Source organism: Paenibacillus pabuli NBRC 13638 (assembly GCF_001514495.1).
GTDB classification, from domain to species: domain Bacteria; phylum Bacillota; class Bacilli; order Paenibacillales; family Paenibacillaceae; genus Paenibacillus; species Paenibacillus pabuli.
On record NZ_BCNM01000022.1, the window covers coordinates 73,445 to 90,329 of the forward strand.

14 protein-coding genes are annotated in these 16,885 nt (G+C 45.3%); 9 read left to right on the forward strand and 5 right to left on the reverse strand.

What is annotated here, in order from left to right; translation table 11 throughout:
* The first annotated feature begins 86 nt into the window (after positions 1 to 86).
* The gene (locus tag PPA03S_RS25420) at positions 87 to 416 is read left to right on the forward strand and encodes an ArsR/SmtB family transcription factor (RefSeq protein WP_062327151.1); all 330 of its coding nucleotides are present in this window, start codon (positions 87 to 89) and stop codon (positions 414 to 416) included.
* A gap of 167 nt (positions 417 to 583) precedes the next feature.
* Positions 584 to 2,416, forward strand: a complete 1,833-nt coding sequence (locus PPA03S_RS25425; RefSeq protein ID WP_245683729.1) for a SulP family inorganic anion transporter — start codon at positions 584 to 586, stop codon at positions 2,414 to 2,416.
* 255 nt (positions 2,417 to 2,671) lie between these two features.
* On the opposite strand, the gene PPA03S_RS25430 is transcribed toward PPA03S_RS25425, so the two are convergent.
* Entirely contained in the window at positions 2,672 to 3,055 is a 384-nt protein-coding gene (locus PPA03S_RS25430) for a hypothetical protein (protein WP_062327153.1), read from the reverse strand.
* A 163-nt stretch (positions 3,056 to 3,218) separates the two neighbouring features.
* Positions 3,219 to 4,208 (reverse strand): DUF4003 family protein, encoded by a 990-nt coding sequence (locus PPA03S_RS25435; protein WP_062327155.1) that lies wholly within the window; start codon positions 4,206 to 4,208, stop codon positions 3,219 to 3,221.
* Positions 4,209 to 4,382: 174 nt separating this feature from the next.
* Between PPA03S_RS25435 and PPA03S_RS25440 the strand changes: the two genes are divergently transcribed.
* Genes PPA03S_RS25440 through PPA03S_RS25455 form a run of 4 tightly spaced genes read left to right on the forward strand, consistent with a single transcriptional unit; the run spans position 4,383 to position 8,432 of the window.
* A complete protein-coding gene (locus PPA03S_RS25440; RefSeq protein ID WP_062327157.1) occupies positions 4,383 to 5,927 on the forward strand; it encodes a serine hydrolase domain-containing protein in 1,545 nt (514 codons plus the stop codon).
* Entirely contained in the window at positions 5,903 to 6,355 is a 453-nt protein-coding gene (locus tag PPA03S_RS34065) for a hypothetical protein (protein WP_062327160.1), read from the forward strand. The genes PPA03S_RS25440 and PPA03S_RS34065 overlap by 25 nt, the downstream gene beginning before the upstream one ends.
* Positions 6,356 to 6,408: 53 nt before the next feature.
* On the forward strand, positions 6,409 to 7,083 hold the full coding sequence (locus PPA03S_RS25450; protein ID WP_062327162.1) for a response regulator transcription factor: 675 nt from the start codon (positions 6,409 to 6,411) through the stop codon (positions 7,081 to 7,083).
* Entirely contained in the window at positions 7,080 to 8,432 is a 1,353-nt protein-coding gene (locus tag PPA03S_RS25455) for a HAMP domain-containing sensor histidine kinase (RefSeq protein WP_062327164.1), read from the forward strand. Before PPA03S_RS25450 ends, PPA03S_RS25455 begins: the two co-directional genes overlap by 4 nt.
* Before the next feature lie 9 nt (positions 8,433 to 8,441).
* On the opposite strand, the gene PPA03S_RS25460 is transcribed toward PPA03S_RS25455, so the two are convergent.
* Positions 8,442 to 9,221: a class I SAM-dependent methyltransferase gene (locus PPA03S_RS25460; RefSeq protein ID WP_062327166.1), complete on the reverse strand. Its 780-nt coding sequence runs from the start codon at positions 9,219 to 9,221 to the stop codon at positions 8,442 to 8,444.
* A 337-nt stretch (positions 9,222 to 9,558) separates the two neighbouring features.
* On the opposite strand from PPA03S_RS25460, the gene PPA03S_RS25465 reads away from it, so the two are divergent.
* Positions 9,559 to 10,938 (forward strand): amino acid permease, encoded by a 1,380-nt coding sequence (locus PPA03S_RS25465; protein ID WP_062327168.1) that lies wholly within the window; start codon positions 9,559 to 9,561, stop codon positions 10,936 to 10,938.
* Between the two features lie 698 nt (positions 10,939 to 11,636).
* A complete protein-coding gene (locus PPA03S_RS25475; RefSeq protein WP_062327176.1) occupies positions 11,637 to 12,539 on the forward strand; it encodes an SDR family oxidoreductase in 903 nt (300 codons plus the stop codon).
* Positions 12,540 to 12,664: 125 nt separating this feature from the next.
* Here PPA03S_RS25475 and PPA03S_RS25480 read toward each other — a convergent pair whose 3' ends face one another.
* Complete coding sequence (locus tag PPA03S_RS25480; RefSeq protein ID WP_062327178.1) at positions 12,665 to 15,178, reverse strand: transglutaminase domain-containing protein; 2,514 nt, start codon at positions 15,176 to 15,178, stop codon at positions 12,665 to 12,667.
* A 318-nt stretch (positions 15,179 to 15,496) separates the two neighbouring features.
* On the opposite strand from PPA03S_RS25480, the gene PPA03S_RS25485 reads away from it, so the two are divergent.
* On the forward strand, positions 15,497 to 15,916 hold the full coding sequence (locus PPA03S_RS25485) for an ester cyclase (RefSeq protein ID WP_062327181.1): 420 nt from the start codon (positions 15,497 to 15,499) through the stop codon (positions 15,914 to 15,916).
* Between the two features lie 55 nt (positions 15,917 to 15,971).
* Here the strand turns inward: PPA03S_RS25485 and PPA03S_RS25490 are convergent, their stop codons facing one another.
* Positions 15,972 to 16,736, reverse strand: a complete 765-nt coding sequence (locus PPA03S_RS25490) for a GNAT family N-acetyltransferase (RefSeq protein ID WP_062327183.1) — start codon at positions 16,734 to 16,736, stop codon at positions 15,972 to 15,974.
* Positions 16,737 to 16,885 lie beyond the last annotated feature (149 nt).

A 16,885-nucleotide genomic window follows, 5' to 3' on the forward strand; every position in this document is an offset into this window, starting at 1 on the left:
CATCACGGGATGAGGGGACTCCCTTTCAATATGTTATATGTTATGATATTTGCATCTTCAAAAGTTCGATTGAAGGGGCATAGCGTATGAATCAGAGCATACAACAGTTTAAAGCGGATTTTTTCAAAGCGTTAGCGCATCCAATGCGGATTCAGATTCTGGAGCTGTTGAGTGAAGGCGAGAAAAACGTTAACGAGTTGCAAAGTATTCTAGGCTCGGAAGGCTCGGCTGTCTCGCAGCAGTTGGCTGTATTACGCAGTAAAAATGTTGTGCAAGGACTGAAAGAAGGGACCACGGTTATATACTCTCTGCGGGACCCCTTGATTAAAGACTTGCTGGTGGTCACCAAACAGATTTTTGATAATCATCTGGTCGATGCCATTTCCATGTTGGAAGATATACGAAAAGAAACATAAACACATTAAACAAGAGGAACCGGAAGTAAATTCAGGTAACTTCTTGTTTTTTGTGTTGTGGGCCTGCATGACATGTGAGGAGTAAGATTGACAGGGGATCTACTAGGGAGTAGTCTTCATATTATATTCAAATATTCAAATATATGAAGAAAAGAAGGTTAGTGTAGATGAAATGGATGGGGAGATATGCAGGTTACAATGCTGCCGCTTTTCGCAAGGATCTGTTATCAGGGCTGATTGTAGGAATTATTGCGATTCCACTGGGTATGGCGTTTGCCATCGCTTCCGGGGTCAAACCAGAGTATGGCTTGTATACAACGGTGATTGCAGGTATTCTCATTTCTTTGCTGGGTGGGTCCAAGTTCCAGATTGGCGGACCAACGGGTGCATTCATTCCAATCCTCTTCGCAATTGTGATGCAATATGGATACGAAAATCTATTGATTGCCGGGATCATGGCCGGATTGATTCTTGTATTGATGGGGCTGTTTAAACTTGGCGCATTGATCAAATTCATACCACGACCTGTGACCATCGGTTTTACGGCGGGTATTGCTGTTATTATTTTCAGTGGGCAGATTGCTAATTTCCTGGGATTAAGCGGGATTAAAAAACACGAGGATTTTTGGTCCAATATGAAAGAAATCGGGATGCATATCTCAACCGTTAATATATACAGTTTGCTGACAGCAGGCAGTTGTCTGGCTGTTATTTTGCTTGTGCCGAGGTTTGCGCCGAAGGTGCCTGCCTCACTGGTCGGGCTGGTTCTTTCGACGGTAGTCGCAGCGTTCTTTTTTGAAGGACAGGTGGCTACGATCGGATCGTCCTTTGGCGCCATACCTAACTCCTTGCCGCAGTTTCATGTGCCGGAGATCACTTGGGAGCGAATTGTAAACTTGCTGCAACCCGCCTTTGTCATCGCCATGTTGGGTGGAATCGAATCGCTGCTGTCTGCTGTTGTTGCCGATGGCATGACCGGAAGCCGGCATAATAGCAATCGAGAGCTGATTGGGCAGGGGATCGCCAACCTGGTGACCCCGCTATTCGGTGGTATTCCCGCAACAGGAGCGATTGCACGTACAGCAACGAATATCAAATCCGGCGCGGTATCCCCATTTTCGGGGGTTATTCATGGCGTAGTCGTTCTACTGGTACTCGTTCTGTTCGCACCGTATGCATCTCACATTCCACTTGCCAGTATGGCTCCAGTCCTGATGATGGTTGCCTGGAATATGAGTGAACGGAAATCGTTCATGCATGTAATGAAAACCAAAACGAGCGATTCGCTTGTGCTACTCATTACCTTCTTGCTCACTGTATTTACAAGTTTAACAACGGCGGTAGAGGTTGGGTTGATTCTGGCTGTTCTTTTATTCGTAAAGCGGATGAGTGAGATGTTGAAGGTTGCCAAAGTATTGCCCGATCCCGATCATAAACATGAGAAAGTCATGGCCCACATGGTTCAGGAGGGACATGACTGTCCGCAGATCAGCCTTTATACAATTGAAGGGCCACTTTTTTTCGGCGCAGCGGATAGTTTTGAGAAGTCGGTCATGGAATCGATTCATCGACGACCGGGTACTTTGTTGTTGCGCATGAGCAAGGTGCCCTTTATGGATACGACGGGGGAATCCAATCTGGCCAGAGTTGTCAAACATATGGAGAGATCTGGCGGAAGAGTTCTGCTATCAGGCATTCAGGCTCAACCCCTTGAGATGATGAAAAGAACGGGATTGATTGGACGGATCAGTCCAGAGCATATGTTCGAGCATACAGGTGAAGCGATCAATGATGCATTAATGCATCTGGATGTTCAGAAATGTAGGGGATGCAAGCATTTTGCCTTTCGTGAGTGTGCTGCTTTGTCGAGTTCAGGTCCAATCCTGAGCGTAAGAGCCTGTTGGAGCAGTGAAAGGGAGTCAAAGCAAACAGTTTTCAACAGAAATAATCAAAAACTATCCATTCATAATTTTGTAAGAGACACTGATAACAAATCCTGATTGCAGGAATTTCTATTTTTGGAACGTTATTAAGCCTTGCTTTATGTAAAGCATAAACCAAAGGATAAGTTGTCGAAAAGAAAAGACACTTGTTTTAAAACCGTTGATCTCAAAGAAAGATCAACGGTTTTTTATGCTTTGTAGTGTAAGAACAAAGTTGTTTAAGTAGTCGTCTAGTAAAAGAACTTGGTACTATTGCCGAATTAGTTGAAGAAGGGAGGTCTCCTGGTGCATTTCAATTCATTCAGTGATCTGTTATGGTTTAATATTGACACTTGTAGCATACCAGTGCCCGTTCTTGATTTTTAAATTAATTGTTAGCGGCTCACGAAATCCAAAGTTAGGCTGATTATATTCGTGAGTTACGAATACCTTAGCTATAAAAAAGAAATGTAATGGGAACGCGGCACCTATTTTATGATTTTCGGGTTCATATGAAAAATTGTCTGAAGTATCGCCTCGTGCTATTAAATTTGTTTTATCAAAGACAGATTGACTCATGTATTCTCCATAGTTACTGTCTGATTCCAAGGACTTTTCCAAGATAATTTTAGTATCCTTCGCTATCCAAACACCAAACGAAATGTAAATTAATGCGAACAAAAAAATAAGTGTTAGGAACCATTTCTTTTTATTCATAATTAGTCCTCCTATACTAAAAAGTTGGTACAGTTATTAGGAGTTTCGTGAGACAGGAATTGTTCAGTAAGTGATGACTTACAGCAATTATGGATTCAATGAAGAAGGCCTTCTGGATGGTTCCAGAGGGCCTGTTTTATTTTGCAAGATGCATTTCATGACCTTAATTCGATGAAGTCGAAGCGACGACGGCGGCCGAAGTTGCAGCAGCGGCCATGGCAGCCTGTTGAGCGATAATAATGTTGGTGATGCTAGTAGAGACTGTCGTGGTCAGAACTCCGTTTCGAAGCTCCTCCACATATTGTACCGCCACCAGCGAGGACGAGAGCAGCAGCAATTCCTGTTTGTTGATTGACCAGGCACCAAAGCCCTTCTGTGTGCGCAACCATTCGTATGTTTCCTCAACTTGGTCTACTAGCGTATCTCTGTCAGCGGGCAGTAGGGATAGGATCCCCAGAGATGGCAGGGTGTACATTTTGTCTAATCGTATTCCCCGTCTGCGGAATGCCTCATTTAGCGCTAGCACATGAGCGCCCGCCTCCGGATTTTCATCTCCTAGGACCAGCACCTGTGTCAATGCTTGCACGCTATTGCCCGGCGAGAACTCAGGTTTTAATTCAGTATAGAGCTGCTCCATACGGCTCCCACCGGATTCCACGTCCAGATCGGAAAGGGCCAGCATGGAAGCAAAAATATAGTCGTCCTGTCCGGTAAGAAAGCGATGCTGTGCTTTCATGTGATCATAAAATGCTTTGGCTCGTTCGACCTTATGCTCGAATTGGTCAGGCGTCGCGTGAGCTGCAATCTGATAGGCGGCAATAACCAGATAATCGGATGTGCGGAATTTGTTCTGTTTCATTAGCTCGTAGATAAGAAGAGTGTCTTTCAGTTTCTTTTCCTGATCTGTTGTAAGCGAGAGTAAGGTAGCGACGCTGATTGCCGAATTTCCTCTGAAGGCCGAGAAGAGATTGGTGTTTTGTTTAATCAATTCATGACTTTGACGAATGGCATCGCCATCGGCTTGTTTATTTTCCGTTGCATATAAAAGGGCCGCCAGACGGTGCATCATCGCATTTTGCCACTTGAATGATTTCTTGATGATCTGAGTGTTGGAAACGAATAATTCGACTCGTGCAGCATGTTGCTCTTGCATAAGCAGACCTCCCGAATGATTGGACCTTTTCTCCAGTTTACTATATATGAGTTGGTTTTTGTTGGATGAAAATGGGAAAAGTATTCACGCTCCGTTCATACGTTCTTGATATGCTCTCGAAAGAAAGCGTAAGGAACAGGTATTAAAAAATATGCGGAGTGGTGGAGGTTGGTCATGTCATCGTCGATAAGGAAGATTTTTGGGAAAATGATGTTACTGGTGTTGTTAGGCGTTACATTAGGGACAACGGGGTTAGGGACTGTGGTTCCCGTATCGGCAGCAGTATCCAATCCGGGATTAAATTCGGGTCAATTGGACCAAGGAGCCGCAGCGAATCTGGATGATTCCGATCAGTTAACGGCGTTCATTGATGGGATTATGGATGTGCAGATGGGTTCTTTACAAATTCCGGGCGCAGTCGTTTCGATTGTGAAGGATGGTAAGATTCTGCTCTCCAAAGGGTACGGACGTTCGAACATTGAAGAAAATAAAGCCGTTGATCCTAAAACCAGCTTATTTCGAATCGCTTCGACAACGAAGCTGTTCACATGGACCGCAGTGATGCAATTGGTTGAGGCAGGCAAGCTTGATCTTGATACAGATGTGAACACCTATCTAAAAACGGTGAAAATACCGAAAACCTATAAGCAGCCGATTACGTTGCGCCATCTCATGACCCATACCGCAGGCTTCGAGGAAGGCGGTGTAGGTTATCAGATCACTACCGATCCGGGGAAACTTCCCGTCTCTATTGCTGAAACGATGGAGAAACATATGCCTGCACGGGTTAAGCCACCAGGCGAGATGCTGTCGTATTCCAATTATGGCGCCTCACTCGCGGGACTTATCGTCGAAGAAGTCAGCGGTATTGCCTACAATGACTATATACAGAAAAATATATTTGATCCGCTGGGCATGAATTATGCTACGGTAGAAGAGCCTGTTCCAGCCTCTTTGGAGCCTTATGCCGTCCTTGGATACGCCCGAGCCAATGGCGAGTTTGTAACTAAGCGACCAACGTTTGAGGGAGGCTTCCGGCCTGCGGGATCAGGCAGCGTCTCGGCGAACGATATGGCTCATTTCATGATTGCCCATCTACAGGACGGGCGATATGAGGATAAGCAAATGCTCAAGTCGGAAACCGCCAGGCTCATGCATTCCCCGGCATTCCAGTTCGACGAACGTTTACCCGCTATGGACTTGGGTTTTTATGAGTTGAATATGAATGGACTGCGTGTCATCTCTCATGGAGGTGCCGACGAGTTGTTTAATACAGCGCTCTATCTTGTACCGGACCAACAAGTCGGCATATTTGTTTCCTATAGTGGAGGAGATGGTGGAACGGCAGCAGGAGGATTGGCGCAAGCTTTTTTTGACCGATACTATCCTGCCCATGCGGCTAAGCAGCCTGCTGCAACCTCTATTGAACTGGGGGAACCCCTGGAGAAATATGCAGGCTCCTATCAATTTACACGTCGTAATCACACGAAGATCGATAAGTTTTTCAGTTTTCTGACTCAGATCACTATTGAGGTTTCGGATAACCGGCTGTCGCTTGGAAGTGGTGCAGATCAGCAAGTATACACTCCGATTGGGGTGAATCTATTCCAGGAAGTCGGCGGGACGCATCAGATGGGATTCCGTACGGATACAGAGGCAAGGTCACGTATCTGTTTCTGGATATGCTCAACCCCATGCCACTGGAGCCAACCCCGCTAATCAATCAATCGAAGTTTTGGCTTACGTTGCTCGGTATCTCGGCCGTTCTGTTCATTACCGTATTAATGGGAGCTATGTATCGCAGACACGAAATCAAAGCGAAGCCAAGGGCGCAGAAATGGGCAGTCTGGCTGTCGGTAGTTATGTCTGTGTGGTCACTGGTGACCTTGGAAGCTACAATTCTGGTAATGAACATGGATTTGATCGATCGACTCAGTTACATTCCACTATCTCTACGTCTTTATCTGTTCATGCCTCTGATTCTTGTAGGTTTGACTGCTTCCATATTCATGATGACCATTCTGGCATGGAAGAACAAATATTGGACGTTACCTAGGCGTGTGTATTATACATTTGTAACTCTAGCAGCAGTAACCTTATGTTTATTTTTCTATCATTGGAATTTGTTAGGCTGGCATTTTGGTTGACCCTCCACCCAGGTGGATGAGGAGAAGAAAGATATTGGAGGCATGCATTTCATATGACCCAAATCCTTGTCGTGGACGACGATGTGCATATTCGTGAGCTGATTACCTTGTTTTTGCGGAATGAGGGATTTGAGATTGTGGTGGCTAAAGACGGTGAGGAAGCATTGGAGATTGTGGGGAAATCCCAAATCGATCTGGTGATCCTCGATATTATGATGCCGCGATTGGATGGTTGGGAACTATGCCGGGAGATCCGGCGCCTGGACCTGAATATGCCGCTCTTGATGGTCACGGTGAAAGGGGAATCAGCTCAGAAAGTGAAGGGATTCCAGCTTGGAACAGACGACTATGTAACGAAGCCCTTCGATCCGCTGGAGCTTGTGATGAGAGTGAAAGCATTGCTGAAACGGTATCGGATTGTCTCTTCCCAAACGATTCAATTGGGGGGCATCACGCTGAATCGCCGCAGCTTTCAAGTGATTCGAGGTGAAGAGACGCTCAATCTGCCTCTAAAGGAGTTCGAATTGCTGTTCATGCTGGCGAACCAGCCTGGACAGATATTTACCCGGGAACAGTTAATTACGAAGATCTGGGGGAGTGACTATGAAGGGGATGATCGGACGGTTGATGTTCATATTAAGCGATTGAGGGAAAAATTTGCTGACGATGCACACCATTTTCAGATTGAAACGGCCCGCAGTCTGGGCTACCGGTTAATGATCACATGATCAAAACCTTATACGTTCGCATCATTTTAACATTTCTGGTTGTCATTATCTTCAGTCTGCTGTCGTCTTTCCTCATAGGGCTCTTTCTGTTCAAAAAAGAAGTAAACCATCTCGGTCAGAATGACATGATTGCAGCAGGTGAGGAAATGATACGTCTCTATGAACAAACACACCCGGAGGACCGGGAGGCTTTCATTAAAAGTATGGTGAAGATATCCACCTATCCCATTCATCTATATGATGTTTCCGGCAACGTAACATACTATGATCTGGACAATACGGATACCGTTCACATTGCACCAGAGGTGGTTCAAATGGTGTTACAGGATCAGGTCTATCGTTCTCCGGCTGAGGGGGATCAGACCTTTATCGGTCTTCCTTTCCCATTTCAAGGGGAGCCACGAGCCGTGTTTATGCAATTTTCCCCACAGAACGAAAATATCATTAATCGGATGGTCTTCCTGATATTATTACTCGCACTGTTTATCGGAAGCTTCTGTATTCTTATTGCTGCGAGGTACTTGGTGAAACCCATTCAGGTATTAACGCGTGCAACGAAGCGGCTGGCGAAGGGTGATTTTGACGTGGACATCCAAACGAAACGTGTGGACGAAATGGGAGCTTTAACGCACAGTTTTAATGTGATGGCGAGTGAGCTTAAACAGTTGGAACAGATGAGACAGGATTTTGTTTCCTATGTATCCCATGAGATTCAAACCCCGTTGACCTCTATTTCCGGTTTTGCCGTGGCGATGAAAAATAGCAGTCTGGTTGCGGAGGCTGATCGTCATTATTACCTTGATATCATTATTACGGAGAGTGGACGGCTATCCAGACTTAGCGATAATCTGCTGGAGCTTGCATCTCTGGACTCTGATCATCATCCGTTCGAGGCCACTACCTATAATCTGGATGAGCAAATCCGGCAAATTATCGTTACCTGCGAGCCGCAGTGGTCCACCCAAAATATTCAGGTTCATCTCGAATTGGCAGAACCGATTCAAGTTACAGCGGATCGGGATCAGCTTAATCAGGTTTGGATGAATCTGCTGGGAAACAGTATCAAGTTTACGCCAGCGGGCGGGCATATTCACATACAGACCAGTCAGGTAGCGAATGGAGTTCTCTTCACGATAACAGATACGGGTATTGGAATAGCGCCAGAGCAGCTGGAGTATGTATTTGATCGGTTTTATAAAACAGACCTGTCGCGAAACCGCAGCATCAGCGGCAACGGTTTAGGCCTTGCGATCGTCAAGAAAATCGTGATGCTCCATCACGGAACCGTCGAAATGAAAAGCCAGGAGGGTGAGGGTACGACGGTGAAGGTTCATCTGCCTTTTAGATGAGTTCTTGTTCTAGCGTTTAACTCCAAACCATACAGTCCACAGGTCCTTTTCGACAATCGGGTGATGAACGGGCTCCAGCTTACGTTCCACGTATTCCACTAATTCTTGCATCTCCTCATCGGACAGTTCATGAAGGAGTGAGCGGCCGGTGCGCAACAATATATCTTCCTTCAAAGACTCCATATCTTCGTACACACGGCGAGTTTCCCATAGGGAAATGGTCTGGTCGAGCCTGAACCCGTTTGCTTCCATCGCCTGCTGGACCTGATTGGCATCATATCTGCGATTCACTTCCAACTCGATCAACTGAGGGAATTTTTCGAAGAAAAAACCTCTTAAATGATGTTCGTTTCCAGGGTGTATGCAGTCCTGAGGAGTACGATCCTGAATGATGAGAGTTCCACCTGGTTTTAAAATTCGATGGGCTTCCCGAAAACAAGCGTCTAAATCGTTAAGGTGATGAATCAACGCCCGCTCTAACACAAGGTCGAATTTATGATCAGGGAGGTGGGTATCGTAGGCATTGCCTAGTGAAAAAGTAATGTGCTGAATCGATTTGCAGTTTGTAGTGGCTCCCTTTAACATCTCCTGGGAAAAATCAACACCGGTAACCTGTACAGCTCCCATATGGGCCAGAGCTTGAGTATATATACCACCGCCACAGCCAATGTCAGCGACATATTTCCCGGATACGTCCACATTTTCTTGGATCATGGAGATCCAGGATTCGTTCGCAGACCTTGTAGTATAAGTGGAACGATTCTGTTCATCATGAAAATCAATAGGCATATAAACGACTCCTCTCCCTTGTTTTAATTTCATCTGATGAAACTTGGTTTCATTAAATCAACACCATTATACCATAGATATCCAGTGCCGTTTGAGGTAAAATCTCGTCTTTTCCAACTCATTTCTGCTTTTTCAATAAATCCACCTTCCACGGTCTGCCGTATTCATTAAGGGGTTATCCTGTTACTGTGTGCTGAATCCGCTTCCTTACATTCCTTGTTGTATTTCTGCGGCACATCTCGTACAATTTGGTGAAGCAATCCTGTATTGCGTTAATGTGAAAATGAAAATGTAATCTTACAACACGAAGCTGTACACAAGAAAAGGGGAGAATCGTTTGGAATCGAAGCAACTATCAAGAGGGCTGAAGCCCCGTCATGTAGAGCTGATTGCACTCGGGGGTACGATCGGCGTTGGATTGTTCATGGGATCGGCAAGTACGATCAAATGGGCAGGTCCTTCCGTACTGCTGGCCTATTTGCTGGCCGGGATCATTATCTTTTTTGTCATGCGTATTATGGGAGAAATGTTGATTCAGGAACCGGTCACCGGTTCGTTTGCCACATTTGCTCACAAATATATCAGTCCGCTTGCCGGGTTCCTGACTGCCTGGAGTTACTGGTTCCTCTGGGTCACGGTTGGGATGGCGGAAGTTACGGCGATCGGGATTTATGTAGGCTATTGGTTCCCGGATATTCCACAATGGCTGCCTGCCTTGGCTGGTGTGCTTATTATTGCGGCAGCGAATCTGGCAGCGGTAAAGTACTATGGCGAATTCGAATTCTGGTTTGCACTGATCAAGGTAACGGCAATTGTCTTCATGATTGTGATCGGAACCGGACTTATCTTCTTCGGCTGGGGGAACGGAGGACAGCCAATCGGGCTATCAAATCTGGTGAGCCATGGCGGTTTTTTCCCTGGAGGGATCAAAGGCTTCCTCTTCGCGCTGTGTATTGTTACGGCTGCGTATCAGGGCGTTGAAATGGTCGGTATTACAGCAGGCGAAGCGGAGAATCCGAAGCATACGCTGCGTAAAGCGATCAAAAATATTGTGTGGCGTATTCTCATTTTTTACGTCGGCGCGATCTTTGTCATCGTGACATTGTACCCTTGGAATGAAGTGGGAGAGACGGGAAGTCCGTTTGTAGTGACGTTTGCCAAAGTCGGCATTGTGGCTGCTGCGGGGATTATCAACTTTGTCGTGCTTACCGCTGCGATGTCGGGATGTAACAGTGGGATCTATAGTGCAGGACGTATGCTTTACACCCTTGCGGAGAATGGACAGGCACCGGCCTTTTTCAAAAAGTTATCCAAAGGCGGGGTTCCCCGCAACAGTATTGTCATTACGATTTCCTTGCTGCTGGTGGGTGTGATACTCAACTACCTGATGCCGGATTCCAAGCTGTTCCTGTACATCTACAGTGCAAGTGTTCTTCCGGGGATGGTTCCGTGGTTTGCTCTGGCCTTCAGCCAGTTCAGGTTCAGAAAGCGTTGGGGCAATGAGATGGGAGACCACAATTTTAAATCCAAATGGTTCCCGATCAGCAACTATATCATCATCGTCTATTTGACGCTCGTTATTATCGGTATGGCGTTTAACCCGGATACCCGGCTACCCCTGATTGTCGGGGCTACATTTATGGCGATCGTTGTGATCGGATATTTCGTATTTGGCATAGGAAAAAGACAGCGGGTAGATGAAGGCGAAGATCACTAGCCTCATATTATAAAATCGTTGAGATGAACGTGTTTAGAAGTTGTACCTGAATTTTACACCGGAACGGAGAGGGCAGAACCAATCTGAAGAAGCGAAGCGTGCGCCTTTATCCCCGGATTTTCCCTTTTTAAAAAGGTGAATCAAAAAATCTGGGGATAAGAGCGATCGGAAGATGGTACTGCACTCGTAGTGGCAAGGTGTATAATTTCCCTAGTCAACTTATTATCGTAATATCATACGTGCATTCCTTGAATACATTGGAGAACCTTCGGGAGATCCAGTGTCATGAAGGGAGTGCATTTTTTGTTTTGGATTTATCTTATATTCAATGTAGTGATGCTGGTGTGGCTGATTGGGGGCCGAAACAAACCTCGGAAAATGGTGTGGGGAGGATGGGGCATATCGGTTGTATTTTTGTTGGTCCATGGGATGATTGAGGGATTGCGTTGGCCCATGATTCCGGCGTATCTGCTTACACTGGTTCCACTGATTGTTTTAATTGCTAAGGCTGGAGTTTCCAAGTCAACAGGTCAGGCTCTATTATACAACCTCCAGTCACTGGAGATTCAAAGTCGGAAGGTTTGCCATGGAAATGTTCCGATTCAGTTTAAATTCCACCCATCTCGGTTACAAAGGAAAGAGTGCAACTTTTATGAAAACAACTTACAAAATAAAATAAATCCGAGGAGGAATTGAACATGGCTAATCAAGACCAACACACCATTCAAGATCCGACGACACAATACCCGAAGGCTACATCAGATTGGAAACAACAGCAGGAGGAGCCGGGGCTTCAGCGGGAAATGAACCCTGTACCTGATGCAGGTGAGAAAAGCTATAAAGGCAGCGGGCGTCTGACCGGACGTAAAGCCGTTGTGACCGGAGCCGATAGCGGTATTGGTCGGGCAGCAGCCATCGCTTTTGCTCGTGAAGGCGCGGATGTCGTTCTGGCTTACCTTCCTGAGGAAGAAGCAGATGCGAAGGAAGTGGTCAAGCTGATCGAGGAAGCAGGCCGCAAAGCTGTTGCGATTCCAGGTGACCTGAAGGATGAGAAATACTGCGAAGAACTCATTGAGTCTGCTGTAAAAGAGCTGGGCGGGATCGATATTCTTGCTAACGTGGCAGGTAAACAACAGTTTGTTGAGCAGATCGCTGATCTGACCACAGAACAATTTGATGCGACGTTCAAAACCAATGTCTATTCGATGTTCTGGCTCTGCAAAGCAGCGGTGAAACACATGAAACCAGGCAGTTCCATTATTAACACGTCTTCTATTCAGGCATATAAGCCATCTCCAATCCTGCTGGATTATGCAACAACAAAGGCAGCAATCAATACCTTCAGCAAAGCGCTGGCCCAGCAAGTCGGCAGCAAAGGCATCCGTGTAAATGTCGTCGCACCAGGTCCGGTATGGACACCGCTGCAGGTCGTTGGTGGACAACCCGTAGAGAAACTTGCAAGTTTCGGCTCCAATACTCCGCTTGGTCGGGCAGGGCAGCCTGCCGAGATGGCGCCTGCGTTTGTCTTCCTGGCAAGTCAGGAATCGAGCTATGTGAGCGGTGAGACATTGAACGCCAACGGCGGTACAGTTAGTCCGTAATATTGGATATAAAAGGTCTATGAGTCATAGGTCAGTGATCATCGGCAAGTGAAGCAAAGAACTCCATTCCCGAATGTAGGGGAATGGAGTTCTTTGTTGATATGGAATTTTTCATAATTATTGAATTACTTCTGTTCCGGGTTAGAGTCCAGAATGGCGTAACTGCCGAGTGTAGCCAACTGCGCCGTACCCAGAAGGGCTTCATCTACGGCAGCAAGAGCTTCGCCTGCAGCGGTCATCAGTTCATCTGAATCAACGGGCGAGGCAAAACGGAGAATGACCCGTTTCTCCCCATTTTTCAGTTCACTCTCAGTCTTCGTTTTGTATTCACTAATCGAAGCGACTTCGAGATCGTTCTGTACATAATAATCGTTCGCATCACTTTCGCCATTAAACAGAGCGAGTTCGGAATCAAGCCAGTAATCCTTATCCGCAATCGTTTTCTGACTTTCAGCCGTCTCATCATTTGCATTGTACAGGAAGTAAGGAATACCGGAATTGGTCAGGTTGTTGGTGGCATCCACATGGAACCATTCATTCCCGATTTTGACCTTGTTCCACGCATGAGGAACACCGCTGGATGCTCCAGTTACGACAATGCTTTCCAGTCCAGACAGATCGGAGAGCAGTTTGTAGACGGAAGCATAGCTGGCACATACGCCAACGCCTTTGACAAGGATACCGTAAGTTGTAAACGAATCGTTGAACTGTGCATCCACATTTTTAAAGTTGTTCTGTTCCGCATTTTCCAATGCAGCATCATCATACTTCGCGTTATCGTTCAGATAATCGTAGATGGCTTTCCGTTTCTCATCATCCTTCATGTCATGCTTGATGATGGAAGCAACCACTTCGTTTGCTTTGGCAATAATCTCGTCCTGTTTCTTCTGGATGACATCTGCCGACTCATTGTAATGGATCGAAAGGGTAAGTGTACCGTAATTGTATTCAAAACCTTCTACACCAAGAATCAATGGATTCTGGTACATCACTTTCAGGACAACATCCGAGAGCGTTGTGAAATTTTGGGCTTCTGGAAAAGCTTTTAATGAGATCTTGTCTTGGGCAGCGATCATGTTTTTGGCTAAAACTTCTTCCAATGCAGAATCTGCATTGATCATTGCATCGCCTGTAGCCGGCTCAGGAACCGTCTCCTGATTGCCTTGTTCAACATTTTGCTGTGTATTGGATTTTTGCTCATCTACCAGATTATCCTCTTCAATTTCGGAAGCTGGATCAGGAGATTCACTCGTAATTTCATCAGAAGCTTTATCGGAAGTTTCATCGGCAGCCTCGGTGGATACCGGATCTGTTTTATCTTCTGACGCTCCAGTATCGGTTGTGGACTCCGTAGAAGGAGCTTCTTCCACCGTCGGTTCTGCTTCTGTTTCCGTTGCCGGCTCAGTCGCATCATGATTGTTGATAATGGTTGGCACATTAGGTGCAGGGACGTATGGTGTGTCATTTTTTGGTTCCACGAGTCCGTTACTGGACTCAGCGACCGTTTGATTATTCAATTTGTCCAGGTCTTCTTGGGTGATATTTTCTACCCGTACGTAACTTTTCAGAGCTGTTCCTTTAATGTGAAAAGGAATATTCGTTTCGTTAAATTCTGAGATTTCTACGTTGGCGGTATCATAGACAATGGTTTCACGGGCTAGAGATCCGTCATTGTACTCAACTGTTGTTTTCTGAGGAAGTAGATCTATATTCTTTAGTTTCTCCATGTACAGTTGTTCTTTCAACGCTGTCGGTAATTGGGAAGCAAGTGGAGCAGTAGGGACCCCTTTGCTAAAATTGGACTCTTTGCCTCCACCCATTGCAGTGACGTAATATTCTCCTCGTATACCATGGTTCTGATGAGTAGTTATCATTTCATTATAAGTCCCAAGCCCGCCTCTTCCGTCCTTCATAAAATCATTAAAGGAAGTCTCAGTCGTTACCGCAATATCTAAAGGTATACTATTGCTGAAAGCATCCTCTTCGCCAGTTAAAGGCTTGTTTGTATCAAAGTCGGTTAGGTCAGAACGTTTATAAATTTTATATTCAGTTGCACCCTCAACCTTGTCCCAGACCAACTTGAACCGTCTATCTTTGTCAATTTCGTATCTTAAGTTGGGTACAGGTAACTCTGATTTCACTGTGAACGGAATGATGATTGGATGGTCGAGCAATGTCAGTTTCGCTGAATCTGGATCATAATTCAGACGAATGTAATAAATGGGGGCCCCACCCCAAGAGCTTTGACCCTTGGTTCTCATTGAATCTGAGCTTAAAACTCCCCAACCAAGAGGTTTAATAGAAATACTATTGTCATGAATATTGGACAACAATGCTACTTCACTTGCTTTAAGTGCTTTTATATCGGTATGTACTGAAATCATATCACTCAGCGACCAGTTAGATTTACTTAAATCAGCTTTAAACTTAAACGTAAATTCTTCATCCTGAGCTACGTTATACATCGGCATGATTGCTTTATCCGAATCGGAGCCGTACTTCTGCTTCAAACTTAATACGCTAGAGCCTTCTAATGTTTCTGTGGGGTTATTCTCGGACGGACTACTCTCCTTGTCATTGCTCTGGCAACCAGCCAATAACAGAGTGAGCGCAAACATAATCAAAAATAAACGTTTCATGGTACACCGCTTTCTCGTTTTTCTAAGTTGTTGCAAAGGCTAATTCCTGAAAAATTCCAAACACCGGAGATTATCATCTCTGGTTAAAACCCATTTTCGAACCTCTTATCAGCAAAACCTCCTATTAATTCCCTAATGTCTTTTGCTAGTCTATGGTCATATAGACTTATTGTCAAGATATGTAATGGTATATTATGACTATATACAATAGAGTAAGAATCCTGTATAAGAGCCAGTTAAATTGATCTTTGCGAGAGAGTGAGTATTGTCGAGACTTCTGATACAATGCATGATAAAGCGAAAAATGGAGTGGATCGAATGACGCCAGAACAGATTGTCAGGACTTTTTTTGAAGAAGTGCGCTCGGGTCGCAATCTTGATTATGCCAATACACTGATGGCTGAGCAGGTATTAGCTCACCAAGTGATCTCGGAAGAGGAAGTGACAGTCACAAGAACACCTTCCGATTATGCAGATCATGTGAGGGAAATGATCGAGGCCTATGGAGATTTTTCGCTCCAGATTCAGGAGCTGCTTGCACAGGGAGATAAAGTATATGTACGCTGGAGACAAGTGGGTACTCATGTCGGAGAGGTGGATGGATATGCGCCGACCAACCTGCCAGTAATTGAGATTGCGAGTGCAGTATATCGAGTGGAGAATGGAAGAATTGCAGAATATTGGATTCAGATCGACAGGCTGGGGATCGAAAAGCAATTGGAACGCAATCAGAGCTGAGAACCAGCTCTTTGTTTGTTGTTTAAAATTACGCGAAGCCAAAGTCTGATCTAGATCAGACTTTGGCTTCCTTGACTCTATAGCAGTAGGTATAGATTTTCGAGAATCCAAGCTTGGCATACAGTTTTAATGCAGGCGCATTATTGGCCACAACGGCCAAGTAACTGAACGCAGCGCCATTCTCTTTTCCCCAATGTAACAGATGCAGGATCATCTGCTCGGCTAATCCCCGATTCCGAAAGTTAGCGTCCGTAATGATGTCATACAATCCCATATAGCCACGTTCCACCACACCGAACCCACAAGCGACGACCTGCCCGTCGATTAACAAGGATATGAAACCTACACGTGTACAGATGTTGGTCAACATTTGTTCCATCGTTCCCCGATGCAGATCATTCACCTGATTCAATCTGCAAAAGTGATCCAGCCACTCTTCCGTTAACTGTTCGTTAATTTTTACATCAGGGTGATCAGGCTCCTTTAGATTTTCCAGACTTCGGGTCTGGATATGGGTCCGATCCACAATCGTATATCCTCTTTCCTGCAAAAGCTGGTCTAAGTGATTCGGCTGGACAAACGGCGTAATCTTGAATATGGTACTTAACTGATGAGAAGCGTAGATTCGCTCACATTCTTCAATCTTTTCATGCACATCTTGGGTAGAGTAGTGAATGGGTTGAATGGAGTTGGCACGTTTCGTATATCCTTTTGCAAAACGCAGCACCCATCCGTCATATAGCAAGGTGGATAAGGGCTGCCAATGATTGAGCGATAGCTCTTCAATCATTTTGTGGTCTGGATTCGTTGTAGGGTTCATATCATTCCTCCGATTTTGTAATTCAATAATAATACATATTAATGAATAAAAATTCAATATTTAATATCAATTATCGCGGAATATTATGCATAGATACACTGGATGGTATACAATCTTCATGAGTGAAAGAACATGGTGAAGTTGAAATA